Genomic DNA, 17,248 nt, shown 5'->3' on the forward strand with positions numbered 1-17,248 from the left:
TCTCTCTCGATTCCGTAACTGGGGTCACTCGGCGGGCTGGAGCGCGGCGTCGTCGTCGCGGCGCCCGGGCCGGCGGCGGGCGAGCCGCGCGCCGAGCGCGCGGCACACCACGTAGAAGGTCGGCGTGAAGATCAGCCCGAAGCCGGTCACCCCGATCATCCCGAAGAACACCGCGGTGCCCAGCGCCTGGCGCAGCTCGGCGCCCGCGCCCGTCGCGATCAGCAGCGGCACGGTGCCGAGGATGAAGGCGAAGCTGGTCATCAGGATCGGCCGCAGCCGCACCTGCGCCGCCTGCACCGCGGCCTCGACCGGGCTGAGCCCGTCGCGCTCCTCCGCCTGCTTGGCGAACTCGACCACCAGGATCGCGTTCTTGGCGGCGAGCGCGATCAGCACGACCAGCCCGATCTGGGTGAGGACGTTGTTGTCCATGCCGCGCAGGTTCACCCCCGCCATCGCGGCGAGCAGGCACATCGGCACGATCAGCACGATCGAGAGCGGCAGCAGCAGGCTCTCGTACTGCGCGGCGAGCACCAGGAAGACGAACACCACCGCCAGCGCGAAGACGATCCCGGCGGTGTTGCCCGCCGCTTTCTGCTGGAAGGCGATCCCGGTCCACTCGGCGCCATAGCCCGAGGGGAGCGTGTCGTGCGCCAGCTTCTCCATCGTCACCAGCGAGCGGCCCGAGGAGTAACCGGGCGCGGTGTCGCCGTCGACCTCGACCGCGGGGTAGAGGTTGTAGCGCGTCACGCGGTACGGGCCGGTGCGGTCCTGGAAGGTCGCGACCGAGCCGATCGGCACCATCGCGCCCGAGGCCGAGCGGGTCTTGAGGTTGGCGATGTCCGCCGGGGTCGAGCGGAACGGCGCGTCGGCCTGGGCGGTGACGCGGTAGGTGCGCCCGATCAGGTTGAAGTCGTTCACGAAGGCGCTGCCGAGATAGACCTGGAGCGCCTCGAACACGCGCGCCGGGGGCACGCCGAGCAGGTCCGACTTGGCGCGGTCGACGTCGGCGAAGATGCGCGGCGTGGCGGTGTTGAAGAAGGTATAGACCTGCGCCAGCCCCTCGGTCTGGTTGGCGGCGCCGATCAGCTTGCCCGCCTCCGCGCCGAGCGCCTGATAGCCGGCGCCCTGGCGGTCCTGCACCATCAGCCGGTAGCCGCCGGCCGAGCCGATGCCCTGGATCAGCGGCGGGGGCACGACGAGGATGCGCGCCTCGTCGATGTCGCCGGTGACCTCGCGCGTCTTCTGCATGATGCCGGCGAAGGTGACGCCCAGCTTCTCGCGCTCGGCGAAGGACTGGAGCGGGACATAGGCCGCGGCGGTGTTGGGCGCGAGCGTCTGCGACGGGCCGTCGAAGCCCGCGAGCATCACGACGCCCTTCACGCCCGCGAGCGGCAGGATGCGCTTGGCGACCTTCTGCACCACCGCGTCGGTGCGTTCGACCGAGGCGCCCGCGGGCAGCTGCACCACGGTGAGGAAATAGCCCTGGTCCTGCGCCGGGATGAAGCCGGTCGGCGTCGCCCAGAACAGCGCCACGGTCGCGGCGATGAGCCCGGCATAGACCGCCATCATCCGCCTGGGCGCGCGCACCAGCCGGGCGGTGAGGTCGGCGTACCGGAGGCTCAGCCGCTCGAAGCCGCGGTTGAACGAGTCGCCGGCCGAGCGCAGCGCGCGGGTCACGCGATTGCCCGAGTCATGCGCCTCGTGCGGGCGCAGCAGCAAAGCGGCGAGCGCGGGCGACAGCGTCAGCGACACCACCAGCGAGATCACCGTGGCGGTGGCGATCGTCACCGCGAACTGCTGGTAGAAGGCGCCCGAGAGGCCGGTGAGGAACAGCGTCGGCACGAACACCGCGCACAGCACCAGCACGATCGCGACCAGTGCGCCCGACACCTCGTCCATCGACACCTTGGCGGCCTCGAGCGGGGAGAGCCCCTCCGCCAGGTTGCGCTCGACGTTCTCGACCACGACGATCGCGTCGTCGACCACGATGCCGATCGCCAGCACCAGCCCGAACAGCGAGAGCGTGTTGAGCGAGTAGCCGACCGCGGCGAGCACCGCGAAGGTGCCGACCAGCGAGACCGGGATGGCGACGATCGGGATGATCGCGGCGCGCCACTTCTGGAGGAACACCAGGATGACGAGCACGACGAGCACCATCGCCTCGAACAGGGTGTGGATCACCGCGTCGACCGACTGGGCGATGAACTCGGTGGGGTTGTAGATGACGCGATATTCGAGGCCCTTGGGGAAGGACTTGGACATCGCCTCCATCTCGGCGGTCACCTTCTCGGCGGCGGCGAGCGCGTTCGAGCCGGGGCGCTGGAACACCGCCGCGATCACGGTCGGCTGGCCCGAGAGATAGGTGTTGGAATTATAGTCCTGCGCGCCGAGCTCGACCCGCGCGACGTCGCGCACGCGCACCTGGCGGCCGCCGGCGTCGGTGCGGATCACCACGTCGGCGAACTGCTGCGGGTCGACCAGCCGGCCCTGGGTCTCGACGTTGAGCTGGAAGGCGTTGCCGTTGCCATAGGGCGGCTGGCCGAGCGAGCCCGCCGCGACCTGGACGTTCTGCGCGCGCAGCGCCGCGACGATGTCGCCCGCGGTGAGGTCGAGCGCGGCGGCGCGGCCGGGATCGATCCACACCCGCATCGCATAGTCGCGGCTGCCGAACAGGCGGACGTCGCCGACCCCGTCGATGCGCGCCAGGCGGTCGCGCACCTGGGTCAGCGCGTAGTTGGAGATATAGCCGCGATCGAGCGACTTGTCGGGCGAGATCAGGTTGACGACCATGAGGAAGTCGGGGCTGGTCTTGCGCGTCACCACGCCGAGCCGCTGCACCTCCTCGGGCAACCGCGGCACCGCCACGGCGACGCGGTTCTGGACGAGCACCTGCGCCGCGTCGAGGTTGGTGCCGATCTTGAAGGTGACGGTGATCGTCAGGTTGCCGTCGCCGGTCGACTGGCTCGACTGGTACAGCATGTCGTCGACGCCGTTGATCTCCTGCTCGATCGGCGCGGCGACGGTCTCCGCCACGGTCTCGGCCGAGGCGCCGGGATAATTGGCGGTGACCGTCACCGTGGGGGGCACGATGTCGGGATATTGCGCGACGGGGAGGCCCCAATAGGCGATCGCGCCGACGATGGTGATGATCACCGCGATGACGCCCGCGAAGATCGGGCGGGTGATGAAGAAGCGCGAGAGGCGCATGGCAGGCTCCCCGGGTACGAGGATGGATGGGGGCCGCTGCGGGGCAGCGGATGGGATCGTCTGGTCGGGTCGCCCTCACCCTTCCCACCGGCCGCGCCGGGCGGGCCCCTTCCCTCTCCCAGCGGGAGAGGGAGGGAGGCGCCTAGCGCCGGAAGGCTGAGGGTGAGTTGTCTTACGCTAGGACGTGAACGTCGCCTCGCCGGTGATCGGCGCCGCGCCGGGCGGGGCGTCGCCGCCGCTCGCCGGGGCGATCGTGCCCGCGCGGACCTGCACCTTGGTGCCCGGCATCGCCATCTGCGTGCCGCTGATCACCACCCGGTCGCCGGGCGCGAGCCCGCCGCGCACGATGCGCAGGCCGGCGAGCACGGGCCCGAGCGTCACCGGCTTGGCCACGACCGTGCCATCGGCACCGACCGTCAGCAGCGTCTTGCGCGCCTGGTCGGTCTGCACCGCGGCGTCGGGCACGAGCAGCGCGCGGGTGGTCGCGCCGGAGGCGAGCCGCATGTTACCGAACATGCCCGGGGTCAGGAACTGGTCCGGGTTGCGCAGCACCGCGCGGCTGCGGATCGTGCCCGAGCGCGAGTCGAGCCCGTTGTCGGTGAAGTCGAGCCGGCCGTGCCAGCGATAGTCGCCCTCGTCCTGCAGCCGCACGTCGACGTCGGGCGCGGAGACGCCCGCGGCGCGCGCGCGCTTGTTCTTGAGGAAGAGCGCCTCCGAGCCGTCGAAGGCGAAGTAGATCGGGTCGAGCGCGTTGATCGTGGTCAGCAAGGTCCCGCTGGTGTCGCCGCCCGCGACGAGGTTGCCGGGATCGATGCGCCGGTCCGAGACGCGCCCCGCGATCGGCGCGCGCACCTGGGTGAACTCCATGTCGAGCGACCGCGCGCGGACCCGCGCCTCGGCCGCGGCGAGCTGCGCGCCGGCCGCGCGGACGCGCGCGTTGAGCTGGTCGAGCTCGCCCTTGGAGACCGCGTCCTCGGCGACGAGCCGCCCGGCGCGGTCGAGGTTGGCGCGCGCGAGCAGCAGGTCGCTGCGCGCGGTGGCGACGCCCGCCTGCGCCTCGGCGAGCGCGGCGGCGAAGGGCCGCTGGTCGATGGTGAAGAGCAGCTGCCCGGCGCGGACCGTGGCGCCGTCGGTGAAATGCACCGCGCTGATCGCGCCCGACACGCGCGGGCGCACCTCGACCGAGCGGCTCGGCTCGAAGCGGCCGACGTAATCGTCCCACTCGGCGACGGTGCGCTGGAGCGGCTGCGCGACGGTGACGGTGGGCGCCGGCGGCGCCGCGACCGCGGGCTGCTCGCGGTGGAGCAGCGTCGCCGCGCCGATCACCGCGACGAGCGGGACACCGATCCAGGCGGCACGCCGCGCGGTGCCGGCGCGCGGCGCGGGCGCGGTCTCGACCGAGCCGGCCGGGTCGATGGTGGTGTGCATGTTCATGCGCGCGTCTCCTCGACGGCAGGGAGACGGATCAGGCAGGCGCGATCGGCCATGAAGACAAATCCTGTGCGATGGGCGGCCGGCCGCGTTCCGGCGCGCGGGTACGCGGCGCGTCGGGCGAGGGCGGACGTGTCCGGTCGCGCGGGCGGGCGCCCGGCGAGCGGCTGGAGGAAAGATCGTTACGCGACGCCGGTCCCGGTCAGGACGCGGCGAACTCAAGGATGGAAAGAGGATCCATGGCGGCTCCGTCGATCGCACGGGGGCACGCGGCCACCGTCGTTTCGATACCGTCTGGTATAGAAAGCGACCCGACAGGGGTCAACCGGCTTTTTTGTACCGCGCGGTAGTTTTCTTTGTCGAGACCTAATGCGCGGCTTGGGAACGCGAACGTTTGCGCCCCCTCACGAGCCCGTCACGAGCCCGCGGCGCTGCTCAGCCGTCGGCGCGCTCGGGGACCAGCTCCGCGCCGGTCGAGCGCCGCACCCCGGCGCGGCCGCGGCGCTTGAGCTCGGCCTTGAGCGCCTCGGGCCTGGGCGCGACGAGGAAACCGAAGCTCACCGTGCCGTGCTTGGTCTCGACCACGTGGTGGAGCCGGTGCGCCTGGATGATCCGCTTCATATAGGCCGACTTGGGCAGGTAGCGCGTCGGCAGCCGCTTGTGCACGATGACGTCGTGGAAGCCGAAGTAGATCGCGCCATAGGCCGCGATCCCCGCGCCGATCCAGGTGAACCCCGGCCACCAGCCGAGCTGCACCCCGCCCAGGATCATCACGAAGGACGGCACCGCGAAGATCGCGGCGTAGAGGTCGTTGAGCTCCCAGTTGCCGGGGCGCGCGCGATGGTGGCTGGCGTGCAGGAACCAGCCCGGGCCGTGCATCACCCAGCGGTGCATCACGTACGCGAAGCCCTCCATCAGCGCGACGGTGACGAGGAACAGGAGAAGGGCGGCCCACCAGGACATGCGCGACGATATAGCCATCGCGCGCGCGTCTCGCTACGTCGCAGCGCACCATGACCGACGATCTTCGCTCCGCCGAGCTCACGTCCGCCGCCCTCGAGTCCAAGGCCTGGCCCTACGAGGAGGCGCGCAAGCTGCTCAAGCGCTGGCCCGATGGCAAGCCAGGCGGTGCGCCGATCCTGTTCGAGACCGGCTACGGCCCCTCGGGGCTACCGCACATCGGCACGTTCAACGAGGTGCTGCGCACGACGATGGTGCGAAACGCCTTCCACGCGCTGTCCGACCAGACGACGCGGCTGATCGCCTTCAGCGACGACATGGACGGGCTGCGTAAGGTGCCCGACAACGTGCCCAACGGCGCGATGCTGGCCGAGCATCTCGGCAAGCCGCTGACGCGCATCCCCGACCCGTTCGGCAAGTTCGACAGCTTCGCCGCGCACAACAACGCCATGCTGCGGCAATTCCTCGACCGCTTCGGGTTCGACTACGAGTTCGTCTCCTCGACCGATTATTATACCGGCGGTCGCTTCGACGAGGCGCTCAAGGGCGTCCTGCGCCACTATCAGGGCATCATGGACGTGATGCTGCCGACGCTCCGCGCCGAGCGCCGCGCCACCTACTCGCCGGTGCTGCCGGTCAGCCCGACCACCGGCGTGGTCCTCCAGGTGCCCGTCGAGGTGGTCGACGCCGCGGCGGGGACGATCGCCTTCATCGACTCGAGCGGCGAGCGGATCGTCCAGTCGGTGCTGGGCGGCCAGGCCAAGCTGCAGTGGAAGGTCGACTGGGCAATGCGCTGGGTCGCGCTCGGGGTCGACTATGAGATGGCGGGCAAGGACCTGATCGACTCGGTGGTGCAATCGTCGAAGATCGCGCGCGTGCTCGGCGGCCGACCGCCCGAGGGCTTCAACTATGAGATGTTCCTCGACGAGAAGGGCGAGAAGATCTCCAAGTCGAAGGGCAACGGGCTCAGCCTCGACCAGTGGCTCAGCTACGGCCCCGAGGAGAGCCTCGCCTTCTTCGCCTATCGCGAGCCCAAGAAGGCCAAGGCGCTGCACTTCGGCGTGATCCCGCGCGCGGTCGACGATTACTGGCAGTTCCGCGGCAACTATCCCACGCAGCCGATCGCGCAGCGGCTCGGCAACCCCGTCCACCATATCCACGACGGGAAGGTGCCCGCGGAGACGCTGCCGGTCACCTTCGGGCTGCTGCTCAACCTGGTCGGCGTGATGGGCGGTGACGCCACGCGCGAGCAGGTGTGGGGCTATCTCGGCAACTACGTGCCCGACGCCTCGCCCGCGACCTATCCCGCGCTCGACCGGCTGATCGGCCACGCGCTTGCCTACGCGCGCGACTTCGTGGCGCCGACGCTCCACCGCCGCGCGCCGGTGGGGGTCGAGGTGCCCGCGCTCGAGCGGCTCGACGCCGAGCTCGCCGCGCTGCCGCCGGGGGCGAGCGCGGAGGACGTGCAGAACATCGTCTACGAGATCGGCAAGTCCTCGTTCGGCGACGCCGGCGGCTTCGCCGAGCTGCGCGACTGGTTCAAGGCGCTGTACGAGACGCTGCTCGGCACCAGCCAGGGGCCGCGCATGGGCAGCTTCATCGCGCTGTACGGGGTGGAGAACAGCCGCACGCTGATCGCGGAGGCGCTGGCGCGGGCCTAGCTGCGGCGTCGGTCACCCTCACGTCCCATTCCCTCGCTCGCCGGGAGCGGGAGGGAGGCGCGGGGCGCCGGAAGGGCGTGGGTGAGATGCTGCCCATCTCGCCCGACTACCCCGCCGGCGCCATCTCCGCGCGCGCCACGCTCGCGGCCGCGGTCGCGGCGCCCGTGATCGCCGCCGACTCCAGCGTGTCGAGCGCGGCGCGCGCCGCGACGTAGCGACGCGCCGCCGCGGTCCAATTGCCCGCCTCGCCCGCGCCGGGCAGCCGCTCGACCTCGGCCAGCGCGGTCTCGACGTTGCCCGTGCCGAGCTGGCGCCGCGCCCGCGCCAACCGGTCGGAGGGCAGCGGCGAGGGCGTGCCGGCGCGATGCACCACCACCAGGCTGCGGAGCTCGCTGCCGATCCCGGCCCACCAGTCGCTCTTCTGCGCGAGCAGCGTCGGCGCCGCGGCGTTGAGGCCCTCGCGCAGGTCCTCCAGCGTCACCGGTGAGCGCGAGTCGCGGATCACGCCGTTGACCTCGCGCGGGAAGGCCGCGCCGAAGCGGCGGCGCAGCTCGCCCTCGAGATAGCCGAGCCCGACGCCGCGATCGAGCGCGCGCCGCGCCGCGAAGGTGATCAGGATCGCCTCGGCGCGGCCGGCGTTGCTCTCCGCCTGCGCGCTCGCGCCGTCGATCCGCGCCGCGCGCGCCTCGAGATTGGCGAGCTGCGCGGCCAGCGCGGCCTCGCGCATCGCCAGCGTGGCGACGTCGGGCGTGATCGGCGCGGCCGCGACCGTCGGCGCCGCGGCGGGCGCGGCGGCGCGGCCGAACAGGCCGGGGGCGTTGCGCGAGGCATAGGCCATCAGCCCCAGGCCGACCGCGAAGGCGATCAGCGCGATCACCAGCACCGGCCCCATCCGCGATCGCTGCGCGTCCTGCGCCGTGTCCATCCCGTCGCTCACTCGCGCTTCCTCGCCGTCGAGCATCCTTATCCCCGCGCGCGGGTCACGGGTCAATCGCGAGCCCCGCGGCGCATTCCACCAGCGCGAGGTCGGTCGTCGCGCGCGCGGTCGCGGTCGCCTGCCAGCCCGAGCCCGCCGCCGCGAGCACCGCGTCGCTCAGCGCGGCCAGCCGGACGCGGTCGCGCGGCAGCGCGGCGGCGAGCGCGGCGAAGCGGCCGGCGGCGCGCGGCGAGTGGAGCAGCACCACCGAGTCGACCGCGTCCGCCAGCGCCTCCGCCGGCGGGGACACCGCGACGCTGGCATAGACCGTGACCGCGGGCAGCGCGAGCCGACCGGCGCGGTCGCGCCCGGCGAGGTGGAGCAGCCGCGGGTAGGCGCCCGCCTGCGCGACCGCCGCGAGGGCGTCGCCGTCGCCGACCAGCGCCACGGTCAGCCCCGCCGCGCGCGCCGCGCGCGCGGTCGCCGCGCCGACCGCCACCACCGGCAGCGCGGCGAGCCGCGCCAGCCCCGCGCCGGCGTGGCGCACCGCGTTGGCGCTGGTGATCAGCAGCGCGTCATAGTCGCGCGGGTCGGGCACGTCCCAGGCGCGCGGCTCGACGCGGAACAGCGGCAGCGCGCGCGCCTCGATCCCGGCGGCGGCGAGCGCGGCGCGGGTGTGCGCGTTGCCCGGCTCGGGGCGGAGCACCAGCGCGGCGCGCGGCATCGCGGCTCAGCCGAACAGCGCGCGGATCGCGGGCGGCGCGCGCCCGAGCAGCTCGGCGGCGAGCCGCGCGCCCAGCGCCACCGGGTCGTCGCCGCGCGCCTCGCCCGCGACCTGCTCGGCGCCGTCGGGGCTGAGCAGCTCGGCGCGCAGCCGCAGCGTGTCCCCGTCGTACACCGCCAGCGCCGCGACCGGCGAGTGGCAGTCGGCGGCGAGCGCCGCGAGGAGCGCGCGCTCGGCGTCGACCGCGCGGTGAGTCGCGGCGTCGTCGATCGCGGCGACCGCGTCATAGGCGGCGCCCTCGGCGCGGGTCTCGACCCCGACCGCGCCCTGGGCCGGGGCGGGCAGCAGCTGGTCGAGCGGGATCGCCGCGCCGGTGTCGTGGCGACCGAGCCGCTCGAGACCCGCCGCCGCCAGCAGCGTCGCGTCGACCTCGCCCGCGGCCAGCTTGCCCAGCCGCGTGTCGACGTTGCCGCGGAACAGCACCGGGCGCAGGTCGGGGCGCAGCCGGCGCAGCTGCGCGGCGCGGCGCGGGCTGCTGGTGCCTACCGTGGCGTTCTCGGGCAGAGCGGCGACGCTGGTCGCGCCGATCAGCCGGTCGCGCACGTCGGCGCGCGGCAGCATCGCCGCGACCGCGATCGCGGCGGGGCGCAGCGTCTCGACGTCCTTCATCGAGTGGACGCAGGCATCGACCTCGCCCGCCAGCAGCGCGCGGTCGAGCTCGCGGGTCCACAGCGCCTTGCCGCCGATCTCGGCGAGCGCGCGGTCCTGCACCCGGTCGCCGGTGGTGCGGATCACGACGATCTCGATCGTGTCCCAGCCGTGCGCCGCGCGCAGCGCGTCGCGCACCATCCCCGCCTGGGTGAGCGCCAGCGGCGAGCCGCGGGTGCCGAGCTTGAAGACGGTGGGCAAGGGAGCGGTGATCCGGGCGGCAGCTTCGACGAAGCGCTCGTTAGGGGAAGCCGCCCCGGCTTCACAAGCGGATCGCGACGAGCCGCGGTATACATCGTCCTCTGATACGCCGCCTTCGACACCTTCGACACCTTCGACACCTTCGACAAGGGCGCGCGCAGCGGCTAGAGCGCGCGCATGCTGATCCTCGGGCTCGAATCCTCGTGCGACGAGACCGCCGCCGCGCTCGTCACCGGCGATCGCCGGGTGCTGGCGCATCGCCTCGCCGGGCAGGAGGCGGCGCACCGGCCCTTCGGCGGGGTGGTGCCCGAGATCGCGGCGCGCGCGCACGTCGAGGCGCTCGAGCCGCTCGTCGCCGCGGCGCTGGGCGACGCGGGCGTGACGCTCGCCGACGTCGACGCGGTCGCGGCCACCGCGGGGCCGGGGCTGATCGGCGGCGTGATGGTCGGGCTGGTCACCGGCAAGGCGCTGGCGCACGCCGCGGGCAAGCCGCTGATCGCGGTCAACCATCTCGAGGGCCACGCGCTGAGCCCGCGGCTCGCCGACGCCGACCTTCGGTTCCCCTATCTCCTGCTGCTCGTCTCGGGCGGGCATTGCCAGCTGCTGCTGGTGGAGGGCGTGGCGCGCTACCGCCGGCTCGCCACCACGATCGACGACGCCGCGGGCGAGGCGTTCGACAAGACCGCCAAGATCCTCGGGCTCGGCTTCCCCGGCGGCCCCGCGGTGGAGGCGGCCGCGCGCGCCGGCGACCCGCGCGCGGTGCCGCTGCCGCGCCCGCTCAGGGGCTCGGCCGAGCCGCATTTCTCCTTCGCCGGGCTGAAGGCGGCGGTGGCGCGGATGGCACCGCTCCACCCCGCGGCGGACGTGGCGGCGAGCTTCCAGGCGGCGGTGGTCGACTGCCTCGTCGACCGCACGCGCCGCGCCATGGACCGCGCCGCGGAGGCCAGCGCGCTGGTGGTGGCGGGCGGGGTCGCCGCCAACGGCGCGGTGCGCGCGGCACTGGAGGAGCTCGCGGGCGAGCGCGGGCTGCGCTTCGTCGCGCCCCCGGCGTGGCTGTGCACCGACAATGCCGCGATGATCGCCTGGGCGGGCGCCGAGCGCCTCGCCGCCGGGCTGACCGACCCGCTCGACGTCGCCGCGCGCGCGCGCTGGCCGCTCGACCCGGCGGCGGAGAAGGTGCGCGGCGCGGGGGTGAAGGCGTGAGCACCATCGGCGTGGTCGGCGCGGGCGCCTGGGGCACCGCGCTGGCGCAGGTGGCGGCGAGCAACGGGCATGAGGTGCGGCTGTGGGCGCGCGATCCCGCCCTCGTCGCGGCGATCAACGCCGGCCGCGAGAACGCCGCCTACCTGCCCGACGCGCCGCTGTCGCCGCGGATCCGCGCCACCGCCGATCTCGCCTGGGTGGCCGAGGCCGAGGTCAATCTGATGGTCACGCCGGCGCAGGCGATGCGCCCGGTGCTGGCGATGCTCCCCGCCAACGCGCAGCCGCTCGTGGTGTGCTCCAAGGGGATCGAGGCGAGCAGCCACCTGCTGATGAGCGAGGTGGCCGCGGCCGAGCACCCGGGGTCGGCGGTGCTGGTGCTGTCGGGCCCGACCTTCGCGCACGAGGTCGCGCGCGGGCTGCCCACCGCGGTGACATTGGCGGGCGAGGACGCCGCGGCGCGCGCGCTGGTCGCGGACCTGATCGCGGCGCCGCACTTCCGCCCCTATGCCAGCGCCGACGTGATCGGCGCCGAGATCGGCGGCGCGGTCAAGAACGTGCTCGCGATCGCCTGCGGCGTGGTCGAGGGCGCGGGGCTCGGGCAGAACGCGCGCGCCGCGCTGATCGCGCGCGGTTTCGCCGAGATGACCCGCTTCGGCCTCGCCAAGGGCGCACGCGCCGAGACGCTCGCAGGCCTGTCGGGGCTCGGCGACCTGGTGCTGACCTGCTCGTCGACGGCGTCGCGCAACTTCTCGCTGGGCGCGGGGATCGGCCGCGGCGAGCCGGCGCGCGCGCTGCTGACCGAGCGCCGCACCGTGGCGGAGGGCGCCTATACCGCGCCGGTGCTGCGCGAGGCGGCGGAAGCGGCGGGCGTGGACATGCCGATCACCGCGGCGGTCTGCGCGCTGCTCGACGGCGCCCCGGTGCGCGCGGTGATCGACGCGCTGCTCGCGCGGCCGCTGCGCGACGAGGGGTGAGGCGGGGGCGGCGCTCTCGGGAAGGATAGTGAGCTGCGGCGAAGAAGCTCATCGATCCTCCGCTGGCAGGGGAGGTGTCAGGCCGCAGGCCCGACGGAGGGGTGTCACCCGCGGTGAGCGCGTCGACGATCGCCAGCCGCGATACCCCTCCGCCGCGCCTTCGGCGCGCCACCTCCGCTGGCAGGGGAGGATCGTTGGTGGATTGATCCAGCCTGCATCCTACGCCTCACGCTAGTGCTCGTGCCCCTGCTCGTGCCCCTGCGCGCCGTGCAGCGCCTCGAGCACGTCGTCGGCGCGCGCGGGGTCGCCGATCGCGAGAACGTGGCCCGCGCTGGCGCTGGTCAGCGGCTCGCCGTTCCAGTCGCACATCCGCCCGCCCGCGCCCTCCACCACCGGCACCAGCGCGGCGAAATCGTAGAGCTGCAGCCCCGATTCGCACACCACGTCGAGATGCCCGCTCGCGAGCAGCCCGTAATTGTAGCAGTCGCCGCCATAGACCGGCCCTTGCCGCGGCGCGCCGCCGCTCGCCGCCGCCACCAGCGCCAGATAATGCGGCACGTCGCCCTCGGCGAAGAGGTGCGGGCTGGTGGTGGCGACGATCGCGCCCTCCAGCGCGGCGCAGGCGCGGGTGCGCGCGGGCGCGCCGTTGAGGAGCGTCGGCTGGCCGGTGACGCCGATCCAGCGCTCGCGCTGCACCGGCTGGTCGATGATGCCGAGGATCGGCCAGCCGTCCTCCACCAGCGCGATCAGCGTGCCGAAGATCGCGCGCCCCGCGGTGAAGCTGCGCGTGCCGTCGATCGGGTCGAGCACCCACTGCCGCCCGGTGACGCCCTCCTTCACGCCGTGCTCCTCGCCGACGATGCCGTCGCCCGAGCGTTCGGCGTCGAGCAGGCGGCGCATCGCCTCCTCGGCCTCGCGGTCGGCGCGGGTGACGGGCGAGCGGTCCTCCTTGAGCTCCAGCCCGGCGGGCCGGCGGAAATAGGGGCGGATCACCGCGCCCGCGGCGTCGGCGAGGCGGTGGGCGAGCGCGATATCATCGGGTCGGACGGGCATGGCCCTGCCTATCGCGCGCGGCGGCGCTAGGCTAGAAGCCCCGGTCATGGACGCGATCGTGGCTATCTCGCTGTCGGCGCTGGCGATGACCCTCATCGTCGGGGGGCGCTACCTGCTCGCCAGCGGCGGCTTCGCACTGGCGACTCGGTGGCGCCACCGCGACCTCTACAGCGGGCTCGACCCGCAGATCCGCCGCGAGATCGCGTGGAGCCTCGCCTCCGCCGCGATCTACGGCGTGCCCGCGGGTATCCTCGCCTGGGGCTGGCAGGCGCACGGCTGGACTCGGATCTACGAGGACGTCCACGCCTATCCGCTCTGGTACCTGCCCGTGTCGGTGCTGCTGTACCTCGTCGCGCACGACGCCTGGTTTTACTGGACCCACCGCTGGATGCACCGCCCGCGCGTGTTCAAGCTGGCGCATGCGGTCCACCATGCCAGCCGCCCGCCGACCGCCTGGGCGGCGATGGCCTTCCACCCGATCGAGGCGGTGAGCGGGGCTGTTGCCATTCCGCTACTGGTGCTCGTGATTCCGATCCATGTCGCCGCACTCGGTCTGGTGCTGACGATCATGACGGTTATGGGGGTAACCAACCATATGGGTTGGGAGATCTTCCCGAAGTTCATGTGGGGGGGGCGCCTCGGCGGCTGGCTCATCACGGCCAGCCACCACCAGCGGCATCATGAGCGATACGGGTGCAACTATGGGCTATACTTCCGTTTCTGGGATCGTCTCTGCGGCACGGACGGCGGGCTGGGCGACTTCACGCGCGCGCACCAGCAGGCGCGCGCGCGCGTTGCTCGCGGCGTTGGCGGTGGCGCCGCTGGTGAGCGCGGCACCGGTGGGCTCGCTCGACGTGTCGATCGCGCAGCTGCGCTCGGACAAGGGCATGATCCGGGTGTGCCTCACCGCTGACCCGGCGAACTTCCCGCGCTGCGTCGACGACCGCGACGCGGTGACTCGGTCGATCCCCGCCGGGCAGCACGGCCTGCGCTTCGCGGCGCTGCCGCGCGGCGACTATGCCGTGGCGGTGATCCACGACGAGAACGGCAACGCCAAGCTCGACACCTTCGCGGGCATCCCCAAGGAGGGCTTCGGCTTCTCCAACAACCCCGCGATCCGCTTCGGGCCGCCGCGCTTCAAGGCGGCGCGCTTCACGCTGGCGAGTGATGCAGAAGCGCAACAGGTGAAGATGCACTACATCCTCTAAGGGGCTGCCGCGGAGCCAAATTGATCCCGGTCAGTTACGCGCCGAGCATCAGAACATCAGGGGTTCACCATCTTGCGCGTCCTTCACCACGCGGTCCTCGCCGCCGCGCTCGCCGGCGGCGGGCTGCTCTCCGCGCCGGCGGCCGTCGCCCAGGCGCAGAGCGTCCCGGCCGAGCCCAACCCGACGCCCGACCCGGGCGCTGTCGGCGACACGGTCACCGTCGCGGTCGCGGGCGCGTATCTCCCTGACTATGAGGGCTCGAACGACTATCGCCTCGTCCCGGGACCGGCGGCGATCGGGTCGTTCCACAATTTCTCGTTCACGGTGCTGGGCAACCGCGCCTCGGTCGATCTCGTCCCCAACCCGAGCGGACCGAGCTGGGACATCCAGGCCGGGCCGATCGGCGTGGTCAACTTCAACCGTAGCAACAACAAGTCGATCGACGACGCGCGCGTCCGCGCGCTCGGCGAGCGCGACACCGCGATCGAGCTCGGCGGCTATGTCGGCCTGGGCAAGACCGGCGTGCTCACCAGCCCGTACGACAAGCTCTCGGCCTCGCTGAGCTATCGTCACGACGTCAGTGGCGTGCACGACAGCGGCATCTGGAGCCCGTCGGTGAACTATTTCACCCCGCTCAGCCTCAAGGCGGGGGTGGGGCTGTTCGCCTCGGCCGAGAAGGTCGAACGCGGCTTCGCGCGGACCTATTTCGACGTCGACGCGGCGCAGTCGGTCGCGAGCGGGCTGCCGCAATATCGCACCCGCGGCGGGTGGAAGCATTACACCGTCGGGATCGCGGGCACCTACTCGCTCACCGGCAACCTGCTGCGCGGCTGGAAGGCGATCGGCGGGGTGACCTACAAGCGCATGCTCAACGACTTCGGCGACACGCCGGTGGTGTCGGTGGCGGGCTCGCGCAACCAGTGGCTCGCCGCGCTGGGAATCGGCTACACCTTCTGACGGCCGCCGTGCTCCCGCGGACGCGGGGGCCCAGAGCGCCAGCGGACGCGCGCGACGCCGTCGGTGCCCCCGTGTGAGCGGGAGCACCGACGGCGCGCCTCAGGCGATATGCACCGCCTTGGTGATGAGGTGCGCCGCGATGCCCTCGGGGCCGTCCTCCGACCCGAAACCGCTGTCCTTGACGCCGCCGAACGGCGCGTCGCCCCAGCTCAGCCGGACGGTGTTGATCGCGACCATACCCGCCTCGATCTCGTCGCCGAGCCGGTTCTGCAGGCGGCCGTTCTCGGTGAAGCAATAGGCGCCCAGGCCATAGGGTAGCCGGTTGGCCTCGGCGATCGCGTCGTCGACGCCGGCGAACGCGCCGATCAGCGCCACCGGGCCGAACGGCTCCTCGTTCATCGCGCTGCTCGACAGCGGCACGTCGGCCAGCACGGTCGGGGTGAAGAAGAATCCCTCGCCCTCGCCGCGCGCGCCGCCGGTGAGCAGTCTGGCGCCGGCGCCGACCGCCTGCTCGACCAACCCGGCGATCGCCTCGGGGCGGCGGGGATTGGCCATCGGCCCCATCTGCGTCGCCTTGTCGAGCCCGTTGCCGAGCCTCAGCGCCCTGGTGCGCTCGGCGAAGCCTTCGGCGAATCGCTCGTAGATGCCCTGCTGGACGTGGAAGCGCGTCGGCGCCACGCAGACCTGGCCGGCGTTGCGGAACTTGTGTGTGACCAGCGTGTCGAGCGTGCGCTCCAGGTCGCAGTCGTCGAACACCAGCACCGGGCCGTGCCCGCCGAGCTCCATCGTGCTCTTCATCACCGTGTCGGCGGCGAGCTTCAGCAGGTGCTTGCCGACCGGCACCGAGCCGGTGAAGCTCAGCTTGCGCGTCACCGGCGAGGCGAGCAGGTGGCGCGACACCGCGTCGGGGACGCCGAAGACCAGCTGCGCGACGTCGCCGGGCAGCCCCGCGTCCTGGAAGCAGCGCAGGATCGCCACCGCCGCGCCGGGGGTCTCCTCGCTCGGCTTGAGGATCACCGAGCAGCCCGCCGCGATCGCGGGGGACAGCTTGCGCACCGGGTTCATCACCGGAAAATTCCAGGCGCAGAAGGCGGCGACCGGCCCGACCGGCTGGTGCAGCACCAGCGAGCGCGTGCCGCTGGGGCGCGGCAGGACCCGGCCGTAGATCCGCACCGCCTCGCCGGCGTGGAAGTCGAGCAGCGCCGCGGTGGCGAGCACCTCGCCCTTGGCCTCGGCGAAGGGCTTGCCCTCCTCCAGCGTGGCGAGCCGCGCGAGCTGGTCGGCGCGCTCGCGTACCAGCGCGGCGGTGCGCGACAGCACCGCGGCGCGCTCCTGCGGGGCGGTGGCGCGCCACGCGCGGAAGCCGCGCTCCGCCGCCTCCAGCGCGCGGTCGAGATCGGCCGCGGTGGCGAGCGGCACGTGGCCGACGGCGCGACCGTCGGCGGGGTTGAGCACCTCCTGGGTGTCGCGCCCGGCGGTGATCCACTCGCCCGCGATATAGAGGCCGAGCGGGGTGTCGTAGGGGGAGTCGGTCATGGTCGCTTCCGTCCGCGTGAGGGGATAGGCGCGCTATAGCGCCGCGGCGCGCCCAGGTCAGGCCGCCTCGTCCCCCGCGCGGCTCGCCCCGCCGGCTCCCGCCGCAGCCCGTCCTCAGGCCGTCCTCAGCCTTCCGCCAGCGCGCCCGCGGCGACCACCGGCCCGCTCGGCGCCGCGCCGGGCGACCCGCCCGGCGGCTCGATCGACACCGCCAGCGTCGTCCCCGCGCGCAGCAGCGCGCGCCGCGGCGGCGCGACCACCAGCCGGGTCGGCCGCCCCGAGTCGAGCAGCCCGAGCGCGACCGGCGCGCCGCCCTCGGCGATCGCCCACAGCTCGGCGCTGCGACCGCGCGGCACCGCGGCGGCGGCGATCCGCACCTCGCCGCTGGCGCGATCGACCGCGGCGGCCAGCGGCGCGCGGCCGGGTGCCTCGGCCCCGGCCGGCACGGTGAGCGCGGCGAGCAGCGGGGCGGGGGCGGGGCGCGCCGGCGCCGGCGCCGGGCAGGGGGG

15 protein-coding genes are annotated in these 17,248 nt (G+C 73.3%); 6 read left to right on the forward strand and 9 right to left on the reverse strand.

Annotated features, from left to right (window positions below):
- Window positions 1–24 precede the first annotated feature (24 nt).
- The 3 genes from KZ813_RS14800 to KZ813_RS14810 form a co-directional block, all read right to left on the reverse strand.
- Entirely contained in the window at window positions 25–3,207 is a 3,183-nt protein-coding gene (locus KZ813_RS14800; protein ID WP_219755741.1) for an efflux RND transporter permease subunit, read from the reverse strand.
- A 177-nt stretch (window positions 3,208–3,384) separates the two neighbouring features.
- Window positions 3,385–4,641 carry an efflux RND transporter periplasmic adaptor subunit gene (locus KZ813_RS14805; RefSeq protein ID WP_219755742.1) on the reverse strand — a complete coding sequence of 419 codons (1,257 nt, stop codon included), beginning with the start codon at window positions 4,639–4,641 and terminating at the stop codon, window positions 3,385–3,387.
- A gap of 432 nt (window positions 4,642–5,073) precedes the next feature.
- Window positions 5,074–5,601, reverse strand: coding sequence for a sterol desaturase family protein (locus tag KZ813_RS14810; protein WP_219755743.1), 528 nt, complete (start codon window positions 5,599–5,601; stop codon window positions 5,074–5,076).
- 50 nt (window positions 5,602–5,651) lie between these two features.
- Between KZ813_RS14810 and KZ813_RS14815 the strand changes: the two genes are divergently transcribed.
- Window positions 5,652–7,259: a lysine--tRNA ligase gene (locus KZ813_RS14815; protein ID WP_219755744.1), complete on the forward strand. Its 1,608-nt coding sequence runs from the start codon at window positions 5,652–5,654 to the stop codon at window positions 7,257–7,259.
- A gap of 106 nt (window positions 7,260–7,365) precedes the next feature.
- Here the strand turns inward: KZ813_RS14815 and KZ813_RS14820 are convergent, their stop codons facing one another.
- The 3 genes from KZ813_RS14820 to hemC are packed head-to-tail and all read right to left on the reverse strand — an operon-like array spanning window position 7,366 to window position 9,808.
- On the reverse strand, window positions 7,366–8,196 hold the full coding sequence (locus tag KZ813_RS14820; protein WP_219755745.1) for a hypothetical protein: 831 nt from the start codon (window positions 8,194–8,196) through the stop codon (window positions 7,366–7,368).
- 43 nt (window positions 8,197–8,239) lie between these two features.
- On the reverse strand, window positions 8,240–8,899 hold the full coding sequence (locus KZ813_RS14825) for a uroporphyrinogen-III synthase (RefSeq protein ID WP_219755746.1): 660 nt from the start codon (window positions 8,897–8,899) through the stop codon (window positions 8,240–8,242).
- 6 nt (window positions 8,900–8,905) lie between these two features.
- Complete coding sequence (gene hemC / locus KZ813_RS14830; RefSeq protein ID WP_258046808.1) at window positions 8,906–9,808, reverse strand: hydroxymethylbilane synthase; 903 nt, start codon at window positions 9,806–9,808, stop codon at window positions 8,906–8,908.
- A 177-nt stretch (window positions 9,809–9,985) separates the two neighbouring features.
- On the opposite strand from hemC, the gene tsaD reads away from it, so the two are divergent.
- Both tsaD and KZ813_RS14840 read left to right on the forward strand, forming a co-directional pair.
- The gene (gene tsaD / locus KZ813_RS14835; protein WP_219755748.1) at window positions 9,986–11,011 is read left to right on the forward strand and encodes a tRNA (adenosine(37)-N6)-threonylcarbamoyltransferase complex transferase subunit TsaD; all 1,026 of its coding nucleotides are present in this window, start codon (window positions 9,986–9,988) and stop codon (window positions 11,009–11,011) included.
- The gene (locus tag KZ813_RS14840; RefSeq protein WP_219755749.1) at window positions 11,008–11,985 is read left to right on the forward strand and encodes an NAD(P)H-dependent glycerol-3-phosphate dehydrogenase; all 978 of its coding nucleotides are present in this window, start codon (window positions 11,008–11,010) and stop codon (window positions 11,983–11,985) included. The genes tsaD and KZ813_RS14840 overlap by 4 nt, the downstream gene beginning before the upstream one ends.
- 231 nt (window positions 11,986–12,216) lie before the next feature.
- Here KZ813_RS14840 and KZ813_RS14845 read toward each other — a convergent pair whose 3' ends face one another.
- Window positions 12,217–13,038, reverse strand: a complete 822-nt coding sequence (locus KZ813_RS14845; protein WP_219755750.1) for an inositol monophosphatase family protein — start codon at window positions 13,036–13,038, stop codon at window positions 12,217–12,219.
- 46 nt (window positions 13,039–13,084) lie between these two features.
- On the opposite strand from KZ813_RS14845, the gene KZ813_RS14850 reads away from it, so the two are divergent.
- The 3 genes from KZ813_RS14850 (at window position 13,085) to KZ813_RS14860 (ending at window position 15,203) form a co-directional block, all read left to right on the forward strand.
- On the forward strand, window positions 13,085–13,951 hold the full coding sequence (locus tag KZ813_RS14850; RefSeq protein ID WP_219755751.1) for a sterol desaturase family protein: 867 nt from the start codon (window positions 13,085–13,087) through the stop codon (window positions 13,949–13,951).
- Window positions 13,926–14,246 (forward strand): DUF2141 domain-containing protein, encoded by a 321-nt coding sequence (locus KZ813_RS14855; RefSeq protein ID WP_308461903.1) that lies wholly within the window; start codon window positions 13,926–13,928, stop codon window positions 14,244–14,246. The genes KZ813_RS14850 and KZ813_RS14855 overlap by 26 nt, the downstream gene beginning before the upstream one ends.
- A gap of 72 nt (window positions 14,247–14,318) precedes the next feature.
- Window positions 14,319–15,203, forward strand: coding sequence for a MipA/OmpV family protein (locus KZ813_RS14860; RefSeq protein ID WP_258046809.1), 885 nt, complete (start codon window positions 14,319–14,321; stop codon window positions 15,201–15,203).
- Between the two features lie 99 nt (window positions 15,204–15,302).
- On the opposite strand, the gene KZ813_RS14865 is transcribed toward KZ813_RS14860, so the two are convergent.
- Window positions 15,303–16,739, reverse strand: a complete 1,437-nt coding sequence (locus KZ813_RS14865) for an NAD-dependent succinate-semialdehyde dehydrogenase (protein WP_219755752.1) — start codon at window positions 16,737–16,739, stop codon at window positions 15,303–15,305.
- A 125-nt stretch (window positions 16,740–16,864) separates the two neighbouring features.
- Window positions 16,865–17,248: anti-sigma factor domain-containing protein (locus KZ813_RS14870; protein WP_219755753.1), on the reverse strand; the 384-nt coding region annotated here is incomplete at its 5' end.

The organism is Sphingomonas folli (assembly GCF_019429525.1).
Lineage (GTDB): Bacteria > Pseudomonadota > Alphaproteobacteria > Sphingomonadales > Sphingomonadaceae > Sphingomonas > Sphingomonas folii.

What these genes read in the sequence shown, in the direction of transcription:
- KZ813_RS14810 (WP_219755743.1), bottom strand. Translation starts at nt 5,601, where the DNA reads ATGTCCTGGTGGGCCGCCCTTCTCCTGTTCCTCGTCACCGTCGCGCTG.
- KZ813_RS14825 (WP_219755746.1), bottom strand. Translation starts at nt 8,899, where the DNA reads ATGCCGCGCGCCGCGCTGGTGCTCCGCCCCGAGCCGGGCAACGCGCAC.
- tsaD (WP_219755748.1), top strand. Translation starts at nt 9,986, where the DNA reads ATGCTGATCCTCGGGCTCGAATCCTCGTGCGACGAGACCGCCGCCGCG.
- KZ813_RS14815 (WP_219755744.1), top strand. Translation starts at nt 5,652, where the DNA reads ATGACCGACGATCTTCGCTCCGCCGAGCTCACGTCCGCCGCCCTCGAG.
- KZ813_RS14855 (WP_308461903.1), top strand. Translation starts at nt 13,926, where the DNA reads ATGATCCGGGTGTGCCTCACCGCTGACCCGGCGAACTTCCCGCGCTGC.
- KZ813_RS14850 (WP_219755751.1), top strand. Translation starts at nt 13,085, where the DNA reads ATGGACGCGATCGTGGCTATCTCGCTGTCGGCGCTGGCGATGACCCTC.
- KZ813_RS14805 (WP_219755742.1), bottom strand. Translation starts at nt 4,641, where the DNA reads ATGAACATGCACACCACCATCGACCCGGCCGGCTCGGTCGAGACCGCG.
- KZ813_RS14800 (WP_219755741.1), bottom strand. Translation starts at nt 3,207, where the DNA reads ATGCGCCTCTCGCGCTTCTTCATCACCCGCCCGATCTTCGCGGGCGTC.
- KZ813_RS14845 (WP_219755750.1), bottom strand. Translation starts at nt 13,038, where the DNA reads ATGCCCGTCCGACCCGATGATATCGCGCTCGCCCACCGCCTCGCCGAC.
- KZ813_RS14865 (WP_219755752.1), bottom strand. Translation starts at nt 16,739, where the DNA reads ATGACCGACTCCCCCTACGACACCCCGCTCGGCCTCTATATCGCGGGC.